Source organism: Bradyrhizobium sp. INPA03-11B (genome assembly GCF_040446015.1).
GTDB lineage: Bacteria > Pseudomonadota > Alphaproteobacteria > Rhizobiales > Xanthobacteraceae > Bradyrhizobium > Bradyrhizobium macuxiense_A.
The window spans coordinates 13,251-32,072 of sequence record NZ_JASGSR010000064.1 but is presented as its reverse complement, the minus strand read 5'-3'; the positions used below and the strand labels follow the sequence as shown (position 1 = coordinate 32,072).

The window sequence follows — 18,822 nt, the reverse complement described above, 5'->3', positions numbered from 1 at the left end:
TCCCACTTTTCCGGATCATGCTAGTCCCCAAACCGGATGCGCGGGTCGATTGCCGCATAGAGCATGTCGACAATGAAATTCACGACCACCACGACGATCGCGATGAACATCACGAGGTTCTGCACAATCGGGTAATCACGCCAGCGCAGCGCCTCGACCAGGAAGCGGGCGATGCCGGGGATGTTGAACACGGTCTCGGTCACGATCAGGCCGCCGATCAGGAACGCGGCCTCGATGCCGATCACGGTGATGACCGGCAGCACGGCGTTCTTCAGCGCGTGGTGATAGTTGACGGAGGCCTCGGAGGCGCCCTTGGCGCGCGCGGTGCGGATATAGTCCTGGCGCAGGATCTCCAGCATCGACGAGCGGGTGATCCGCATGGTCAGCGCCGCGCTGCGGAAGCCGACCGCCATTGCCGGCACCGCATAGATGGTCAGCGCCTCGAGCCAGGTCTTCGGGTTCGGGTTGAAGATCGGCATGGTGCCGAACAGCGAGACCGACGCCATCAGGATCAACAGGCCGAGCCAGAACGACGGCAGCGACAGGCCGCTGAGGCTGACCACGCGCAGCGCGTAGTCGAGCTTGGAGCCCTGGTGCACGGCGCTGATCACGCCGAGCGGGATGCCGATCGAAGCGGAGAACAAGAGCGCCAGTCCCGCAAGGCGCGCGGTAATCGGAATCCGCGGCAGGATTTCCTCCAGCGCCGGCTTCTCCGAGACGTAGGAATAGCCGAGATCGCCGTGCAGCAGGCCGCCGATCCAGTGCAGATACTGGATCACGATCGGCTGGCTGAGGCCGAGCTCACGCTCGAGATTGGCCTTGTCGGCGGGATCGACGAAGCCCGCGGCGTCGAACAGGATGTCGACGATGTTGCCGGGAACGACGCGGAGCAGCACGAAGATGATGACCGAGATCCCGAACAGGGTCACCAGCATCAGGAACAGCCGCCGCACGATATAGGCAAACACCCTGACTCTCTCCCTGCTCTCTCGCCTGTGTCGTTCTTCTGACGCGTTTTCTTTACGCGAACCGGTACCCACTTCGCTCGAAAACGCTACGTCTTATTTATCCAGCCAGACGTCTTCGTAGCGATAGCCGTTATAGGAGCTGTTGGACATGATCGTGACATTCTTCACGTAAGGCTTCCAGCAGGTGCCGGTGCGGGCATGGAAGATGATCGGCCGCGCGACGTCTTCCTGCAGTTTCTTGTCGATCTCCCAGACCAGCTTCTTGCGCTTGTCGAGGTTGGTCTCCTCGGATTGCTGGTCGAACAGCTTCTCGATGTCCTTGTTGCAATAGTTGGTGTAGTTGCGCTCCGAGCCGCAGGCATAGTTCTCGTAGAATGACTGGTCGGGCTCGTCGACGGCGTTGCCGGTGAGGTTGAGGCCGAGCGAATAGTCCTTGCGGGCGATCTTCGGGAACCACTGCGCGGTGTCGACGACGTCGAGCTCGGCGTCGATATAGATGCTCTTGATCTGGTCGATCAGGATGATCGCGGGATCGCGGTAGACGGCGATGTTGCGGGTCGACACTTTGATCTGCAGATGCTTGTCCGGACCATAGCCCGCCTTCTGCATCAGCTTGCGAGCTTCCTCGCGGTTCTTCTCGACGTCGGGACCGTAGCCGGGAATCGATTCCAGCATGTCCTTCGGCATCGCCCACAGGCCGTCGGGCGCGGGCTCCATGGTGCCGCCGATGTCGCCCTGGCCCTCGAACATGATCTGGATGAACGCCTTGCGGTCGAGCGCCAGCGCCAGCGCGCGGCGGATGTCGAGATTGTTGAACGGCGGGGCGGTCGAATTGATGATGATGTTGGTGGAGACGTTGTTCGGTTCCACCACACAGACCGCTGTCGGATCCTGCGACTTGACGTCCTTGAGCAGCGGGATCGAGACCTCGGTCGGGAACGTCATGTCGAACTTGCCCGAGACGAATCCCAGGATCGCGGTCGAGCGGTTCGGGATGATGGTGAACTCGATGCCGTCGAGATAGGGCAGGCCCTTCTTGAAGTAGTCGGGGTTCTTGGTGAGCTTGATCGATTCGTTGGCCTTGAACTCGACGAACTTGAACGGGCCGGTACCGATGGGCTTGGTGCGCATCTCCGCCGGCGAGACGTGGCAGGGATAGACCGGCGAGTAGCCCGAGGCGAGCAGCGACAACAGCGCGGGCTGCGGCCGCTTCAACTTGAACGATGCCTCATAGTCGCCGTTGGTGGTCACCTCCTCGACCTGGTCGTACCAGGATTTGCGCGGATTCTGCCGGAACTTCTGCTGCGACTTGCCCATCAGCATGTCGAAGGTGCATTTGACGTCGGCCGCGGTGAACGGCTTGCCGTCATGCCATTTCACGTCCTTGCGTAGCTTGAAGGCCAGCGTCTTGTTGTCGCCGCTCCAGGCCCAGCTCTCCGCAAGCTCGGGCCGGATCGTGCTGGCGCTGTTCTGGGCGATGTGCTGATCGAAGATGACGAGGTTGTTGAAGATCGGCATGAACGGAATGTTCACCGAATAGGTCGCGCCCTCGTGGATCGAGGCGCTGCCGGGACTGTCGCGGTGATAGATCCTGAAGATGCCGCCGGATTTCGGCTCGGCCGCGCGCGAAACGTCGCTGATGGTCAGCACAGACAACACCCCGACGGCCAGCGCTTGCACGCTCCGCATGGTCCCCTCCCACATGTCGGTCTCAATGGCCGATTGGCATCGACGATACCACGGTGAGGCTGTCGGGCAACCAGCGAGGGTCGCGAAGGGATTGGCAATTCGGATGACGCCAGGACATTAAAATTTCCACGGACCGGGAATATTGGCTTTGATTGTGCGGAACTCCGGTTGTTTTGTTATGCAGGGACGAATCTCCGTTCGATTTCGATTGCCGGCGACGATGCGTGTGGCGCGAAGCAGTCCACAATCAGCGACAGTTTGTCGCCGATGAATCGTTCTTCCGTCATCCTTCGAGACGCGCGTTCCGCGCTCCTCAGGATGACGGTACGACGACAACTGCACACCTCACTCCGCCGCCTGCGGCGAGGGCAGGTGCATGTTGGCGACGCCGTCGGCCTCGGTTGCCGAGATCGTGGTGCGGATCATCAGGCGGCCCTCATGCGCCGGCCAGGGGCGGCCGCGATGCATGGTGGCGCGGTTGTCCCACATCACGACGTCGCCCTGCTTCCATTGATGCAGATAGCTGACGCCGGGTGCGGTCGCAGCTTCAGTCAATTGCTCGATCAGCGCCTTGCCGGCTTCGGCATCCATGCCCTCGACGCCATAGGCATGCGATGCGAGATACAGCGCGCCGCGGCCGTTGACGGGATTGCGCCAGACCATGCGCCAGCACACCGGCGGCAGCGCGTCGACCTCCTCAGATGTCGCGAGCCCGGCAGCCACCTTGCTGCGCGAATGCGCGTAGGAGTGCCAGGCGAACGAGTTCTCGAGCCGCTTCGCCGTGCCCTTGTCGAGCCGCTCGAAGGCAAGCCGCATCGAGACGAATTCGGTCTCACCGCCATGTTCGGGGATGATGCGCGCCGACAGGATCGAGGTCAGCGCCGGCACGCGCTTGAAGGAGGAATCGGTGTGCCAGAGCTGGTTGGCCTTGGCGCGCAACTGCTGCCGATGGTCCGACGGAACCACCTTGCCGTCGGGTCCGAAGGTCGAGAGGATCACGAAATGCGAGCCGGTGCCCATCGATCCGACCTTGGTCGTCTCGGGCGGACCGAAGCGGCGCGAGAAGGCGAGCTGGATATCGTCGCTGACCTCCTGGCCGCGGAACACCAGCACCGAGTGTTCCTCGAACGCCGCGCGCACCGCCGCATAGGCGGTATCGCTGGCGGCAACATCTGACAGCGTGACGCCGCGCAGTTCGGCTCCGAATCCCTCGCGCAGTGGGATCACTTCCATCGGCAGGTCCTCCCTGATTTTTCTTGTTGAAGCGAGGTTAGGGGAAAAGCCCGCCACCGGCAACGCGACCGGCAGCACCTCACCCCATTGCGATCAGATTGTGCCGCGTCCGCCGGTCGGCGACCTCCATGCGATGGGTGACGAAGGCGAACAGCGCCCAGCTCGTGTGGAAGGCGACGCCGGCGAGAACGACAATGGTTCCGGGAATCGGCCCGATCGAGGCGCGATCCCAGATGTCGCTCATCGTGGTCAACGGCAGCGGGTGGATCGCCAGCTTGCCGTAATAGGCGATGGCCTGGATCGCGAAGATCCAGCCATAGGTTCGGCGCAGCCGCCGGCCGACCGCGCGGGCAAAGCTGATGTGGTAGCTGGGGCGGCGATAATCGTTGGCCAGCAGCTCGGTCCAAGCCGCATTCGGGGACGGGTCTTCGCCGCGGATCATCGGCGCGTAGAAATCGGTTTCGAGCAACCGGGCGCGGGCGCGCCAGACGTTGAAATAGCGATAGCGCCGCGCCTCGAACAGCAGGAAGACCGTGACCAGCAGGCCGACCAGCACCATCGGCAAAGGCGAGGCCTCTGCGTTGCTGTAGGTCGCCGACAGCGCGATCCCGGTGGTGACAACAGCCCAGTTGGTCGAGCTGTCGAGGCGGGTGCGCCAGACCGTGCTGCGGTAGACCTCGCCGCGATAGAGGTGGGCGAGCGCGCCGATCTCGGCGGCAGTGAATTCGAGCCTGCCGGCCTGCACCGGCTCCGGCTCGCGCGGCTGGGGCGACGGCATGGTGGCCTCCGGCGAAGCTGGCTTGCGATTGCAGAGCATAACGCCAAATCCGCGCGAGGAGCGAGTCCGTTGCGGTGTGGCGCTTGCCCGACCGGATCAGCGCCGTCAGCCGCTTCGCTTGGCTCAGACGATCCGCGAGGTCTTGTTGCCCCAATAGCGGTCGCGCAGCAGGCGCTTGTAGAGTTTCCCGGTCGGCAGCCGCGGCAGCTCGGCCTCGAAATCCACCGAGCGCGGCACCTTCTGGCGCGACAGCGAGCCGGCGCAGAAGGCGATCAGCTCCTCGGCGAGCTCCGGCCCCGGCGCGATGCCCTCAACCGGCTGCACCACCGCTTTCACCTCCTCGCCGAGATCGACATTGGGCACGCCGAACACCGCGGCATCCGCGACCTTGGGATGGGTGATCAGCAGGTTCTCGCACTCCTGCGGGTAGATGTTCACCCCGCCGGAGATGATCATGAAGGTGGCGCGATCTGTCAGATAGAGGAAGTTGTCGTCGTCGACATAGCCGACGTCGCCGACCGTGCTCATGCTGCCGTCCGCCGAGCGCGCCTCGCTGGTCTTGGCGGGATCGTTGAAATATTCGAACGGCGTCGCGGTCTTGAACCACACCGTGCCGGGCGTGCCCTTCGGGCAAGGCTGCATGTTCTCGTCGAGGATATGCAGGTCGCCGAGCAACACCCTGCCGACGGTGCCGCGATGCGCGAGCCATTCCTCGCTGTTGCAGGCGGTGAAGCCGAGGCCCTCGGTCGCGCCGTAATATTCGTGGATGATCGGGCCCCACCATTTGATCATGTCGTCCTTGACCAGCGCCGGGCAGGGCGCGGCGGCATGGATTGCGATCTCGAGCGTCGACAGGTCGTAGCGGGTGCGCACCTCCTCGGGCAGCTTCAGCAGGCGCGAGAACATCGTCGGCACTAGCTGGCTGTGGGTGATGCCCCATTTCTCGACCAGCTGGAGATAGCGTTCGGGATCGAAGCTCTCCATGATGGCGACGGTGCCACCCATCCGGATGGTGAGATTGACCGCGGCCTGCGGCGCCGAGTGATAGAGCGGCGCCGGCGAGAGGTAGACCATGCCCTCGCGGTAGTGCCAGAGCTTGGTCAGGAAATCGAACAGCGGCAGGTTCTGCGACGGCGGCTGCTCGGGCAGCGGCCGCACGATGCCCTTGGGCCGGCCGGTGGTGCCTGAGGAATAGAGCATCGCGGTGCCAGCATATTCGTCCGCGATCGGCGTCGACGGCAGGCCGGCGGTGGCCTGCAGCAAGCCGACGATGCGATCACTTTCGCTGTCGCCGTCGACCACGATGCAAAGCTCGACCTGCGGGCACTCCTTCAGCGCCTCGCGTGCGATGTCGAGCTTCAGCTTCGAGGTGATCAGGATCCGCGACTGGCTGTTGGTCAGGATGTAGGCGAGCTCACCCGCGGTGAGGTAGGAATTGACGCAGGTGTAATAGAGTCCTGCGCGCTCGCCGACGCCGCAGGCCTCGAGGTAGCGGTTGTTGTTCTCCATGAAGATCGAATAGTGGTCGAGCCGCCGCAGGCCCTGCTTGCGGAACAGATGTGCGAGACGGTTGTTGCGCGCCTCGAGTTCGCGATAGGTGACGATCTCGCCGGTCCCGGCCATGATGAAGGCGGGTTGCAGCGGGCGCAGGTAAGCATGCTTGCCGGTGTACATTGAGCTTTATTTCCCCTCACTCGCGACTCGTTTTTGTTCTAGGCGGCCATCACCAGAATTTCGCGGACCTGGGACGGGCCGTCGATCTTGCGCGGATTGCGCGGCACCCAGGGCGTGCGCATCGCTCCCGCCGCGATGCGGTCGAAATGTTCGGGACCGACCTGCACCTCCTTGAGGCTGCGCGGCATGCCGAGGTCGCGGATGAAGCGATCGAGTACGTCGCCGGCGTCCGCGCCCGGATGGCCCATCGCGGCGGCGACGAGCGCCTGCCGGTCGGCATTGTCGCACTTGTTCCAGCGCATCACCGCGGGCAGCATCACGCACGAGGTGTAGCCGTGCGGCACGTCGAACTCGGCGCCGAGCACGTAGCCGATGCCGTGGCTCGCCCCCATCGGCACGCCCGAGGCGAGCGGGCCGGTCGAGAGCCAGGTGCCGATCTGGCAATCCATCCGTGCCGAAATGTCCTTCGGGTTGGCCTTCACGCGCGGCAGGCCGGCCGCCAGCATTTCGAGGCCCTTGACCGCCTGCGCGTCGCCGTAAGGATGCGCCTCGCGCGAGCAGATGCCCTCGACGCAATGATCGACCGCGCGGATGCCGGTCGACAGGAACAGCCAGTCCGGCGTGTGCACCGAGAGTTCCGGGTCGAGGATGGTGGCGCGCGGCATCACCAGCGGATGGCGCAGCATTTCCTTCTGCCGCTTGGCCTCGTTGGTGACGCCCGCGATCGAGGAGAACTCGCCGCCGGCGATCGTCGTCGGCACGCTGATCTGGCGCACGACGGGCGCGTTCATCTCGGGCGAGACGCCGCCACGGGTGCGGATCTCATCGATGCCGTCGGATGTGGTGACGTTGTTTGCGAGGCAAAGCTGCACCGCCTTGGCGCCGTCGGTGATCGAGCCGCCGCCGATGGTGACGATCAGGTCGGCCTTCATGGCGCGCGCCTGTTCCGTCGCCGCGATGACCGCGGCGCGCGGCGTATGCGCCGGCATCCTGTCGAAGGTGCCGACGCAGCGCGCGCCGAGCGCCTCGCGGATTTTTTCGATCTCGTCGGTCTCGCGGTTCAGCGTGCCCGATACCATCAGGAAGGCGCGCTGTGCGCCTAACCGGTCCAGTTGCTCGACGATGGCCTCACGGGCGGGCCGCCCGAACACGACCTCGTCCATGGCGCCGAATACGACACGGCCTCGATGCACGCGCCTCTCCCTCAAAATGCTCCGCCTTGCCGGCGGTCGTTGGGGGGGAGGTTAGCGGAGGAAAGCGGGGCCGTCATCAGGGGTCCGATGCTGGTGGTGCAGTACGGTCGTTCCGCTTGTTCAGCTGCCATCACCCGCGAAAGCGGGTGATCCAGTATTCCAGAGGCGGTCGTTACTGAACCGATGGGCCGCGGCGTACTGGATCGCCCGGTCGAGCCGGGCGATGACGGATGAGAATGGGATACCGCTTCACATTCTCGCGGCGCGCTGCGTTCCGAGTCTTGCGTTTACTTGCCCCTCTCTTGGAACAGAGAGCGCAGGGAGGGAGAGAGCAGCTCCGGAATGACCGCGAGAGAGCGCGGCAGAAACCTTGACCGTATCGTCGCGGCGTGTGTTACACGTCGGCAGCAACAGGGACGTGCGCATGACATCCACCGTCGATCTGTCGAAGCTGCACATTGATGACTTCACGCCGCAGCAGGACGCGGAGTTCGAGATGCAGGCGGCCGATCGCGTCGTGGTGCTGAGGCTCGCCAAGGTCGAGCCCGCGGGCAACAGCGGCCGGCCGGGCGGTGCGTTCTCGCTGCTGTTCGCGGGGCCGAAGGGTGCATGGCTGCCGCAGGCGATCTATCCGGTGCGGCATCCCGCGCTCGGTGTGATCGAGATCTTCCTGGTACCGATCGGCCCGCTCGGCGACGGCAACGGCTATCAAGCGATCTTCACCTGACGATCGGTTCCTCCGGCTGCGCGCCAGCGCATCAGATCGTAGACGCCCTTGTCTTCCTCGGTGACGAAGCCGAGCCGGCGGTAGAGCCGCATCGCCGGATTGAGCTTCTCGACATGGATCGAAACGTCCTTGCCGGCCGCGTCAGCCTCGTCCATGGCATCGCGCAGCAACGCCTCGCCATAGCCCTTGCCGCGATGCGCCGGCATGAAGGCGATGTCGATGATGCGGTGCTGGCTCGGCCAGCGCTCGATGTAGAACCGGCCGATGTCCTCACCGCCATGGGTGATCACCAGCCAGTCGGCGTTCGGATAATATTGCTGGTAGTGCGCGTGCTGGGCGCGGAATTGCTGTTCGAGAAAGGCCGCCTTGTCCGCTTCGCTCCAGGGCACCGGCGCCAGTTCCTCGATGCGCGTCGAGGCATAGAGCCGACCGAGGAACGGCAGATCCGCCTCCGCCATCCGGCGGAAGCCGCAACCGGCTTCGGCCGCACGCGTCCAACCGAACGCGGGCGTGCCAGTGGCGGGAACGTGGAGCGTCAAGGCGATCTCAGCTCCGTGGCGGATACACGCCCTGCAGCGCGATGCAGAAATTCAAGGTGAGGTAAGGCTGCATGTTGTTGTGCGGGAGGTTACCACCCGTCATGCCGATCATGGCGGCGTTCATCTGAACCAGGGTCGGCGCCGGGCTCGCGGGTACATAGGCGAAGGCATTGGAGGACTTGCCCAGGATGCGGGTTGGGCTGGGCACCCCGAGGTCGGCAACGTCCTGGGTGCCGACATTCACGAGATGGTTGTGAGACGGTATTTCGCTTTGCAGCAGCGTTACGTTGGGCGTGCCGGTGGTCTCTCCGAGGTCATACAGCGACAGCCCGGGGCCCTGTCCAGGCGCCACCGCCGCGTTGCCCTGCATGTTGGGCAGCGCGAAGTTCGACTTGCCGTCACCGCCATAGGTGGTGCCGAGCAGCGAGAACAGCGCCGTATTCTGCGACAGCGGCAAGATCTGACCGGCGCAGAAGGCCCAGCCCTTGGGGGCGAAATTGAACGGAAAGATGCGGATCTCCGCGACGAAGGGATCGGCCATGTTGTCGCGCTCCTAGGTCTGGCTCGGGAAAATGCCGAACAGCGAAATGATGAAGGTGACGCAGAGGAGCGGCTGCAAATTGTCGTGCGGCTGGCTTCCGCCCGTGTTCGTCAGCATTCCGCTTGCCATCGGGCCATCGGGCGGCTGGCCGTCGATGTATAGGGCGATCGTGCCGGACATTTGATCGAGGACGTTTGCTTGCGGGTTCTGCCCGGTGCTGGTCTGCGTCGAGGCGATGAAGCCGTGCGAATGCTGCGGGATCGTCTGCGTCGTGAGCGTCACGGTCTCGACGCCGCCCGCTTCCCCGATGTTGTAGGTCGTGCCGCTGCTGGCGGTGCCCATATGAATTGGCACACGGCCACGCAGATCGGGGACTGCGAAGGTCACCTGGCCGTCGCCGCCATAGGTGGTGCCGATCAGATTGTACAGCGTTTCGTACTCGGAAATTGCCAACTGGCTGCCGTCACAGAAATGCCAGCCCGCCGGGGCAAAATTGCCGCCGAACATACGGATTTCGCCTACATAAGGTTGTGCCATCGGCGCGTCTCGTCAGGTCTGCGAGGGGAAAATGCCCTGGAGGGCGATGCTGAAATTGATCGTCATGAACGGCTGCATGTTCTGATGGGGCTGGCTGCCGCCGGTATTGCCCACGGTCAGGGGATTGAGCGTCGTGATGTCGGCCAGCGACGAGGTGTAGGCGTTGTTGAAGGCGCCGAGATAGGCGCCCGAATCGATCGGCTGGGTACCGTTGCTGTTGGTGGCGTTGGCCAGATGATTGTGGTGCGCCAGCTCGTTGATGGTGAGCGTGTGGCCCTCCTCACCGCCGCGTTGGCCGAGCGTGTAGCCATTGCCCATACTGATCGGCACCCGGCCCCGCAGGTCGGGCAGACCAAAATTGACGCGCCCGTCGCCGCCATAGGTGGTGCCCAGCAACGAGAACAGCGCCTGATTCTGATTGATCGGGAGCAACTGGCCGTTGCAGAACGCCCAGCCCTTGGGCGGAAAGTTGAACGACATCATGCGGACTTCGGAAAGAAACGGATCGGCCATCGGTCCTCCGCGAATAAGTCGTACGATTTGTGAAAAATGCGACACAATGAATGCAGCGTCGAGAACGTGTGCACGATAGCGTGTTTTCTACCAAGTGCAACCTCAACGATTGTCGGGTCTTTGTGAATTTTTTGCTGGGCGCGCGACGTTCCACATCGTCGCAACGGCGACGGAACGCCGCTATCGTTCTCGGCTCGAATGCGCTCCGACCGATTGAACGACGCCCGCCGGATGGCTCCGGCTGGCGTGTCCTTGTCGGCGCGACGTTCGATCAAACCACCAGATCGTGATGGGTCTGGAGATGATTGTCGGTCGGCGTGCCGCCCATGGCGACGAACGTCGTCTCGTGGCCGAGCCACCAGGGGGCGGCATTGGAATGCCCGCCGAACAGATCGGACAAGGTCTGGCTGTTCGCGGTGAGGTCCAGATGGCTTGTATTGGTTTGCGACGGCGTCTGGGTGAACGACGAGAAGTCGAAGCCGCCGCTGTTGGACAGGCTGTTGGTCGCTTGCAGATTTGAGGATGAGTCGCTTTGCGTGGGCATCGCCTTGACCGATCCCACGTTGGCTTGAGCGACATCCGTAGCAGTTGGCAGCCGCCGCTCGCCGTCGGCGAGGTCGATATACATCAGGTCGTTGGCATCGGATGCCGACGTCAAGTCAGGGAGCCCGAGCACGTGTCCCAATTCATGGACCACGGCGGTCAGCAGATCGAGGTGTCCCGCCGCTGCCGTTGACGGATCGGTCTGCAGGCTGGAGCCGGAAGCATTGAGCGCGTGCGTGAACTCGAAATTGTCCGACGGTGTCGGATCGACGAACCAGCCGTGGCCCGCGGCATCGGTATCGATCGTAATGTGGCCGGCGCTTTCCAGGCCGACAATCTGGCCGGCGAGGTCCGCGACGCTGAAGGTGACGGCATGCAGCGCGGCGAGTTGATCCGAATCGACGCCTGCCTTCACCCATTGCGCAATGGCGGCCGACACGACCGAGTTGAGCTCGCTTTGCGTCAGGTGCGTTTCGCCGGGGGTCGCAACCGCGGCCTGCACGCCGCCATCCGCCGCGAGCATCGGCGATGCGCCGAACCCGTTGACGCTGCCCGCCGTGACGCTGAATGTGGGTGCGGTGGTGACGGTATTGTGCGCCAGCACATAGGCCGAGATCGCGGCGGTGTCGGTCGAGCTGCCGCTGTACGATGTCCCATCGCCCGCGTGCAGGCCGACGGTGGTGTCGAAGCGATCGCGCAGCCGAATATCGGTGCCGCCATTGGCGCCCGAACCCAGGAACTGATTTTCCTGGGCGCCGGTGCCGCCCATCGTCAGAGAGACACTCTGCGCATCGCCCGTCACCGTACCGGCGTTGAGCTCGAAGCCGTGATTGCCGAACGTGCCGGGGTTGGACACCGTGTTGCCCATGACGATCGCGGTCAATCGCGCGTTGCCGCCGTCCACGGCGTCGCCGGTCTGCACCTGGATGCCGTCGTTATTGTACTGATACAGATGGTTGTTGGTGATCGTGACGCTGGAATTGGCGCCGCCGTCGGTGATGAAGCCGATGTCGCTGCCTTGGGAGGAGCCGCTGTTGGTGACGCCGGCCACGCCGATCGTGTTGGAATCGATCGTGCCGGTGAACGAGCTTGCTCCCGATCCGGTGCTGATGCCGAGCGCCGTGCCGACGGCATCGCGCATGGTGTTGTGTGCAATGTTGAAGGTCAGGTTGGCGTGGTCGCCGGTTCCGCCGGAACTGACGGTGATGCCGCCGCCGCCCGAGACGATGTTCTGGTTGTTGTTCGAGAAGCTGTTTCCGAGACCGGCACTCGCGCCGCCCAGCACGAGGTCCGAGCTGACGCCGCCATGCAGATCGAGCTGGAACAGGTCGCCGCGCGCCGACGTGAATGTCGAGCTCTGGATCGTCGCGTTGAATGTTCCGTCGGTGGCTTGAAACACCAGGGCATCGCCCGACTGGTTTGCCGCCGCCGTATTGGTCGCGAAAGTCGAGCCGGTAATGGTGATGCGGTTGAGCGTCTGGCCAGAGTTGTTGAAGACATGGAACGCATCGAGCGCCGCGCCCGTGAAGGTCGAGTTGGTCACCGATGCCGTACCGGAAAGGCCGGTGAAGTAGACGTCGCCTTCGCCGATACCGCCGACATTGTCGCCGTTGGTGCCGGTCACCGTGGTGTTGCCGAGCGTGAAGCCGGTGACGTTGGTGCCGACGATGCCGTAGTTCTGGAAGTCGTGCATCGCCAGGTAGGAGATCTGAACGTCCTTGGTGTTGTTCAGGAAGATGCCGCTGCCCTGCGTGGTGCTGCCGTCGGCGCCGGTCTTGCTGGCGATCGTGCCGCCGCTGCCGGCGGTCGAGCCGTCGCCGGTGACGTGCAGGCCGCCATTGCCGGCGGCGGTGCCGGTGTTGGAGAGGATGATGCCGTCGTTGGAGCCGCCGCTCGAGGTGATGCTCTTGAAGGTGAGGTTGCTCGAGCCGATCTGGGTATTCTCGACATCGAGCGCGGTGCCGGTCGTCGACGTGATGGTGTTGCTGCTGCCCGTGACGGTGATCGTGCCGCCATGGGTGAAGCTCATGCCGGCGCCGCTGGCGGTCTTGACCGCGATGTCGGACATCGCGACGGTGCCGACATTGTTGCCGTCGTCGCTGATGCCGATGCCGGTCGAGGCCGAGGTGTCGATGCTGACACCGGTAATGGTGTGGCCCGACGTGCCGAGCAGGTCGATGCCGTTGTGGGCGCCGGTCACCTGGATGACTGGATCGGCGCCAGAACCGACATTGGCGGTGACCGTTACGCCGGTCACCGGATTGGTGAACTGCAGCGTGTGGCTGCCGCCGATCAGGTTGACGCCGTTGGCGAGACTGATGCCGTTGGCTTCGCTGTAGGTGCCGGTGCCGTGTTCGAGCACGACGTAGTCGCCGGAGCCGGCCGGGTTCGCTGCGTTGAAGGCCGCGATCGAGGTGTAGGGGTCGGCCTGGGTGCCGAGGTTGTGGCTGCTCGTGGCCGAATTGTCGATGTAGAACACCTGAGGCACGACGCCGACTTGGAAGCCCTGCGGGCTCGACGAGAGCGGGCCGCCGGTGCCGGTGTGGCTGTTGTCATTGATGCTCAGCGTAACGAAGTCCGAGCCGGTGAAACCGTCGTCGCTGTTGTAGTTCAACGTCGCCAGCGCGGTGTTGAGCTGGGCGATCGTGCCGGTGAGCGTAACGGTGTGGCTGCCGTTGTTGGTGAAGCTGGCGAGGCCGGTGGTGTCGAAGATCAGCGCGCCGTGGTTCGACGTAATCGTTGCGGTTTCATTGCCGCCTGCGGAATCAATGTCGGCGACCGAGAGCCCCGATATCGCGAGGTTGGTGTGCGAGAATGCGGTTCCGACCGATGAAGCCGACGGCACGGTCGCGGTCGGCGGATCGTCGATCGCGGTGACGGTCTGGGAGGCGCTTGCCGAGCCGGTGTCGTTGCCGCCGTTGGCGGTGCCGCCATCGTCTTGTGCGGTCACGGTATACGAGCGCGCGGTGGTGTCGGGGGGCTCGCCGGTGTTGTTGAACTGGACGAGATCGAGCACGGAATTGTAGTGCGCGATCGTATCGGTGCCGGTCAGGGTGACGGTTTCGGTGGTGGCCGTGCTGCTGATGTCGAAGTGGATGTTGCCGATGTCGCCGCTCGTGCCGGCATGGCCCGCGATCGAGAGCGCATCCGACGGCTTGAGGTCGTTCAGCACGAAGGTCGCGCTGATCAGGTTCGTGCTGTCGACGTCGGTGATCGTGAGGTTGGGTGCAATCGTGACCGGGACGGAATTCGCCGGTGGCGTGCCGACCGGCGGCTCGCTGAAATTGGTGATCGCACCGAACGTCACCACCGGCGGGTTGTTGACCGGCGTGACATCAATGGTGTCGGTCACGGGCGTGCTGTCGAGGATGCCGTCGTTGGCGATGATGGTGACCGTGCGGGCGAGGCCGGACGGGTTGTTGCTGGTGTTGACATAGGTCACCGCGTCCAGCGCCGCCTGGTAGTGCGCGACTGTGTCGCTGCCGGTCAGCGTCAGAATGCCGTGTACGGCATCAAACGACCCGGTGATGGCGCCGATGGTGCTGAAGGCGAGCACGTCCTCGCCGGCGACATAGTTGCCGGTGATCTGGACGGTGGCGTGAGCGAGGTTGGCCGAATCGGAATCCGTGACCGTCAGCGCCGGATCGAACGCGGTTGCAGGCTGCGCCTCGATGTAGTTCAGGGTATGGCCGGCGGTGACGACGGGCGGCGCGTCCGGAGGAGCCACCGTTTCGGAATTCGAAGTGCCGGTGATGCCGGCATTTGCGGTGTCGGTCGCGGTGATGGTCTGGGTGCCGGCGGTTCCGAAGGTCTCGTTGAAGGTGCCGGTGCCATTGGTCAGCGTCATGTCGGCCGGCAGCACCGCGCTGCCGTCGCTCGACGTGAAGTGCACGGTGCCCGAGTAGCCGGTGGCGACGTTGTTATGGGCGTCGAGCGCGGTGACGGTGACCGTGCCCGGAATGTCCGCCCTGCCGTTGGCCGGGATGGTGACCACAAAATGCGTGGCGGCGCCCGGCGCGACGGTTTCGGCATTCGAGGTGCCGGTGATGGCGGCGGCGACCGTGTCGGTCGCGGTGATGATCTGACTGCCTGCGGTATCGAAGGTCTCACTGAAGGTACCGGTGCCGTTGGTCAACGTCATGTCGGCCGGCAGCGAGGCGCCGGCGTCACTCGACGTGAAGTGGACGGTTCCCGTATAACCGGTGACGACATTGCCGAAGGCATCGAGGGCGGTCACCGTGCCCGAACCGGCCGTTCCCGCCGTGCCGTTGGCCGGGATGGCCACTGCAAAATGCGTGGCAGCGGCGGCCGTGACCGTCTCCGTGTTCGAGGTGCCGGTGATGGCCGAATTGACCGTGTCGGTCGCGGTGATGGTCTGGCTGCCGGCGGTATCCAGTGTTTCGCTGAAGGTGGCGGTGCCGTTGGTCAGGGTCATGTTGGCCGGCAGAACGGCCTGGCCGTCGGACGACGTAAAGTGCACCGTGCCTGTGTAGCCGGTTGCGATGTTGCCGAAGGCATCGAGCGCGGTGATCGTGGCCGAGCCGGCGACACCAGCCGTTCCGGGGGTCTGGAGGGTGACCACGAAATGCGTGGCCGGGCCCGGCGCGACCGTTTCGGCGTTCGAGGTGCCGGAGATGCCTGCGCTGACCGTGTCGGTCGCGGTGATGGTCTGGCTGCCGGCGGTCTCGAAGGTCTCGCTGAAGCTGCCAGTGCCGTTGGTCAGCGTCATGTTGGCCGGCAGCACCGCATGGCCGTCGCTCGAGGTGAAATGCACGGTTCCGGTGTAACCGGTGGCGACGTTGCCGAAGGCGTCGAGCGCGGTGACGGTGACCGTGCCCGGCGTGCCGGCGGCGCCGTTGCCGGGAATGCTGACCACGAGAAGCGTGGCGGCAGCGCCGGCCACAGTCTCGGCATTCGACGTGCCGGTGACTGCGCCGTGGAGCGTGTCGGTCGCGATGACGGTCTGGCTGCCTGCGGTTTTGAACGTCTCGCTGAAGCTGCCGACGCCATTGGTCAACGTCATGTCGGCCGGCAGCACAGCACTGGCGTCGGTCGACGTGAAGTGCACGGTTCCCGTGTAACCGGTGACGACATTGCCGAAGGCATCGAGCGCGGTCACGGTGCCCATGCCCGGCATCCCGGCCGTGCCGTTGGCCGGGATCGCCACCGCGAAATGCGCGACGGCGGCGGCCGTGACCGTCTCGGCGTTCGACGTGCCGGTGATGGCCGAGCTGACGGTGTCGGTCGCGGTGATGGTCTGGCTACCGGCGGTATCCAGCGTTTCGCTGAAGGTGGCGGTGCCGTTGGTCAGGGTCATGTCGGCAGGCAGCCCGGCGTGGCCGTCGGTCGATGTGAAGTGCACCGTGCCTGCGTAGCCGGAGGCGATGTTGCCGAAGGCATCATATGCAGTGATCGTGGCCGAGCCGGCGACACCCGCCGTTCCGCCGGCCGGGAGGGTGACCACGAAGTGCGTGGCTGGTCCCGGCGCTACTGTTTCCGCATTCGACGTGCCGGTGATGGCAGCGCTGACCGTGTCGGTCGCGGTGATCGTCTGGCTGCCGACGGTTCCGAAGGTTTCGCTGAAGCTGCCGACGCCGTTGGTCAGCGTCATGTTGGCCGGCAGCACGGCGTGGCCGTCGGTCGAGGTGAAGTGCACGGTTCCCGTGTAACCGCTGGCGACGTTGCCGAAGGCATCGAGCGCGGTGACGGTGACCGTGCCCGGCGTTCCCGCTGCGCCGTTGGCCGGGATGCTGACCACCAGATGCGTCGCGGCGCCGCCCTTCACCGTCTCGGCATTCGACGTGCCGGTGATGGCGGCGGCGACGGTGTCGGTCGCGGTGATGGTCTGGTTGCCCGCGGTATCGAGCGTCTCGCTGAAGGTGCCGACCCCGTTGGTCAGTGTCGTGTCAGCTGGCAACACCGCGATGCCGTCGGTCGAGGTAAAGTGCACGCTTCCCGTGTAACCGGTGGCGACGTTGCCGAAAGCGTCGAGCGCGGTGACGGTGACCGAGCCTGGCGTCCCCGCCGTGCCGTTGGCGGGGAGACTGACCGAAAAATGCGTGGCGACGCCGGGCGTCACGATTTCGGCATTCGACGTCCCGGTGACGGTGTGGTCGACCGTGTCGGTCGCGGTGATGGTCTGGCTGCCGGCGGTATCGAGGGTCTCGCTGAAGCTGCCGGTGCCGTTGGTCAAGGTGACGTCGGTCGGCAGCACGGCGTGGCCGTCGCTCGACGTGAAATGAACCGTGCCGGTGTAGTTGGTGACGACGTGATTCAGGGAATCGAGTGCAGTGACGGTGACCGTGCCCGGCGTCCCCGCCGCGCCGTTGGCCGGGATGCTCACGGTAAAGTGCGTGGCGGCGCCCAGCGTCACCGCGATGCTGAAGGTCTGCGAGCTGGACAAGGTGCCATCGCTGGCCGTCGCGGTGACGGTGTAGGCGTGACCGGGCGCGGTCGTGTAGTCGATCTTGCTGGGATCGGCGACGGTAATCACGCCGGTGTTGGGGTCGATCTTGAAGCCGCCACCGGAGGTGTCGCCGGTCAAGGTATAGGTCACGGCATTCATGTCGGTCGCGGACGCGGTGATGCCGACAAGCGTGCCGGCCGCGGACCCTTCCGCGACCTTGTTGGCGGCTGCGTTGCTGTCGACCGGCGTCGATGGCGCAACGTCAGTGACGCCGATGACGAAACTCTGCGAGCTCGTCGCGATGCCGTCGCTCGCCTGAACCGTGATGGTGTAGGCGTGACCCGGGCTGGTCACGTAATTGACCTTGGTGGGGTCGGCGACCGATACCACGCCGGTGTTCGGATCGATCTTGAAGCCGCCATGCGAGGTATCGCCGGTCAACGAATAGGTGACGGGATTGCCACTGCTGCTGATGGCTTGCGCGGTGATGTTGACCAGCGTGTTGGCTGCGGCACCTTCGCTGACCGTGTTGTTTCCAGAATTGGCGTCAACCGGCGTCGACAGCGAGTCGCTAACGGGCGGCCATGGCGTGCCGGGAGGGCAGCCGAGATAGAGATATTGCAGACCATACGTGTCCACGAACGCCTGAGCGGCCGAGTCGAGGATGATATGACCGGTCGAATCAAGCTGAAGTTCGGGGCGCGTTAAACCACCGATTGTATAGGCAGGTATGGTCGTCATGAGCACTCCTGCGACCGGCGTGGAAGCCGATCAATAATTACAATTGTTGGGGACGATGACGTGTGAAGCCGTTCACACGCTGAAGTTGACTGCGCGCGACCGGGGTTGGCGTCGAGTCGCCTGCAACATGGGAAAACCGCGATGTCCGCGGAGCCGTGACATCAGCAAGATCAAATGCGCTTGCCATTACGTAGTCGCCTTCACACACTCACGCCGCGACAAAACACAATAAAAGTTCGAGAAATAAGCGGCGGCCAAGAATATTCATGCTTTGGCAACCATGACCGTATTGGCGATATTTCCGAGTGTCAATGTGCGCACGGATGACAACCGCGCCGTTAACGATGATTTCTGCTGTGCAGCGGGAGGTAGAGTGCGGGAACCCAGCTGGTCTTGCCGGCTGCGGGGCGGAGGGTTCTGTGCCAAAAGTCGAATCGGGAGCGGTGTGGCGAATCTGTCAAGCGAATTCGCGTTGTGATTGATTCCGGACCGTCTGTCTGTGACCTCGCGCCTCGGATAGGCCAGCGAATCTGCCCCTTTTCGTCGTCACGGTTTCGCGAGCGTGTCGTAAGGCTTTCAGACTCCGCAACTATTCGCTTGATCCGGCGGCCATCTTGAACAGACTGGGGTGCGGCTACATCTGTGACGTCCGCTGCCGCGGCATCGCGGTGGTCCATCCGCGTTGAAACACCGCAAATTCAATTGCGACTTTCGTAGCCCTGCTTTGGTCGGCGTGCTTC

Annotated in this window: 12 protein-coding genes; 1 reads left to right on the top strand and 11 read right to left on the bottom strand. The window is 64.2% G+C overall.

Features of this window, described 5'->3' with window-relative positions; all coding sequences use genetic code 11:
* Window positions 1-20: 20 nt before the first annotated feature.
* From QMZ05_RS24855 to QMZ05_RS24830, 6 genes are all read right to left on the bottom strand, one after another.
* The gene (locus QMZ05_RS24855) at window positions 21-968 is read right to left on the bottom strand and encodes an ABC transporter permease (RefSeq protein WP_353703136.1); all 948 of its coding nucleotides are present in this window, start codon (window positions 966-968) and stop codon (window positions 21-23) included.
* Window positions 969-1,061: 93 nt separating this feature from the next.
* Entirely contained in the window at window positions 1,062-2,657 is a 1,596-nt protein-coding gene (locus tag QMZ05_RS24850; protein ID WP_353703135.1) for an ABC transporter substrate-binding protein, read from the bottom strand.
* 345 nt (window positions 2,658-3,002) lie between these two features.
* Window positions 3,003-3,890, bottom strand: coding sequence for a TauD/TfdA family dioxygenase (locus QMZ05_RS24845; protein WP_353703134.1), 888 nt, complete (start codon window positions 3,888-3,890; stop codon window positions 3,003-3,005).
* 79 nt (window positions 3,891-3,969) lie between these two features.
* A complete protein-coding gene (locus QMZ05_RS24840; RefSeq protein WP_353703133.1) occupies window positions 3,970-4,707 on the bottom strand; it encodes a DUF2270 domain-containing protein in 738 nt (245 codons plus the stop codon).
* Between the two features lie 84 nt (window positions 4,708-4,791).
* Entirely contained in the window at window positions 4,792-6,342 is a 1,551-nt protein-coding gene (locus QMZ05_RS24835) for an AMP-binding protein (protein WP_353703132.1), read from the bottom strand.
* 38 nt (window positions 6,343-6,380) lie between these two features.
* On the bottom strand, window positions 6,381-7,535 hold the full coding sequence (locus QMZ05_RS24830) for an iron-containing alcohol dehydrogenase (RefSeq protein WP_353703131.1): 1,155 nt from the start codon (window positions 7,533-7,535) through the stop codon (window positions 6,381-6,383).
* A gap of 424 nt (window positions 7,536-7,959) precedes the next feature.
* On the opposite strand from QMZ05_RS24830, the gene QMZ05_RS24825 reads away from it, so the two are divergent.
* The gene (locus tag QMZ05_RS24825; RefSeq protein ID WP_353703130.1) at window positions 7,960-8,262 is read left to right on the top strand and encodes a hypothetical protein; all 303 of its coding nucleotides are present in this window, start codon (window positions 7,960-7,962) and stop codon (window positions 8,260-8,262) included.
* On the opposite strand, the gene QMZ05_RS24820 is transcribed toward QMZ05_RS24825, so the two are convergent.
* The 5 genes from QMZ05_RS24820 to QMZ05_RS24800 form a co-directional block, all read right to left on the bottom strand.
* A complete protein-coding gene (locus tag QMZ05_RS24820; RefSeq protein WP_353703129.1) occupies window positions 8,244-8,801 on the bottom strand; it encodes a GNAT family N-acetyltransferase in 558 nt (185 codons plus the stop codon). The genes QMZ05_RS24825 and QMZ05_RS24820 overlap by 19 nt on opposite strands.
* Window positions 8,802-8,808: 7 nt before the next feature.
* Window positions 8,809-9,342, bottom strand: coding sequence for a tail fiber protein (locus tag QMZ05_RS24815; RefSeq protein WP_353703128.1), 534 nt, complete (start codon window positions 9,340-9,342; stop codon window positions 8,809-8,811).
* 12 nt (window positions 9,343-9,354) lie between these two features.
* Window positions 9,355-9,849, bottom strand: a complete 495-nt coding sequence (locus QMZ05_RS24810; protein ID WP_050419879.1) for a phage tail protein — start codon at window positions 9,847-9,849, stop codon at window positions 9,355-9,357.
* A gap of 42 nt (window positions 9,850-9,891) precedes the next feature.
* On the bottom strand, window positions 9,892-10,392 hold the full coding sequence (locus tag QMZ05_RS24805) for a tail fiber protein (protein ID WP_353703127.1): 501 nt from the start codon (window positions 10,390-10,392) through the stop codon (window positions 9,892-9,894).
* A 271-nt stretch (window positions 10,393-10,663) separates the two neighbouring features.
* The gene (locus tag QMZ05_RS24800) at window positions 10,664-18,082 is read right to left on the bottom strand and encodes a hypothetical protein (RefSeq protein ID WP_353703126.1); all 7,419 of its coding nucleotides are present in this window, start codon (window positions 18,080-18,082) and stop codon (window positions 10,664-10,666) included.
* Between the last annotated feature and the right edge of the window lie 740 nt (window positions 18,083-18,822).

What these genes read in the sequence shown, in the direction of transcription:
- QMZ05_RS24800 (WP_353703126.1), bottom strand. Translation starts at nt 18,082, where the DNA reads ATGACGACCATACCTGCCTATACAATCGGTGGTTTAACGCGCCCCGAA.
- QMZ05_RS24845 (WP_353703134.1), bottom strand. Translation starts at nt 3,890, where the DNA reads ATGGAAGTGATCCCACTGCGCGAGGGATTCGGAGCCGAACTGCGCGGC.
- QMZ05_RS24835 (WP_353703132.1), bottom strand. Translation starts at nt 6,342, where the DNA reads ATGTACACCGGCAAGCATGCTTACCTGCGCCCGCTGCAACCCGCCTTC.
- QMZ05_RS24815 (WP_353703128.1), bottom strand. Translation starts at nt 9,342, where the DNA reads ATGGCCGATCCCTTCGTCGCGGAGATCCGCATCTTTCCGTTCAATTTC.
- QMZ05_RS24840 (WP_353703133.1), bottom strand. Translation starts at nt 4,707, where the DNA reads ATGCTCTGCAATCGCAAGCCAGCTTCGCCGGAGGCCACCATGCCGTCG.
- QMZ05_RS24810 (WP_050419879.1), bottom strand. Translation starts at nt 9,849, where the DNA reads ATGTTCGGCGGCAATTTTGCCCCGGCGGGCTGGCATTTCTGTGACGGC.
- QMZ05_RS24850 (WP_353703135.1), bottom strand. Translation starts at nt 2,657, where the DNA reads ATGCGGAGCGTGCAAGCGCTGGCCGTCGGGGTGTTGTCTGTGCTGACC.
- QMZ05_RS24825 (WP_353703130.1), top strand. Translation starts at nt 7,960, where the DNA reads ATGACATCCACCGTCGATCTGTCGAAGCTGCACATTGATGACTTCACG.
- QMZ05_RS24805 (WP_353703127.1), bottom strand. Translation starts at nt 10,392, where the DNA reads ATGGCCGATCCGTTTCTTTCCGAAGTCCGCATGATGTCGTTCAACTTT.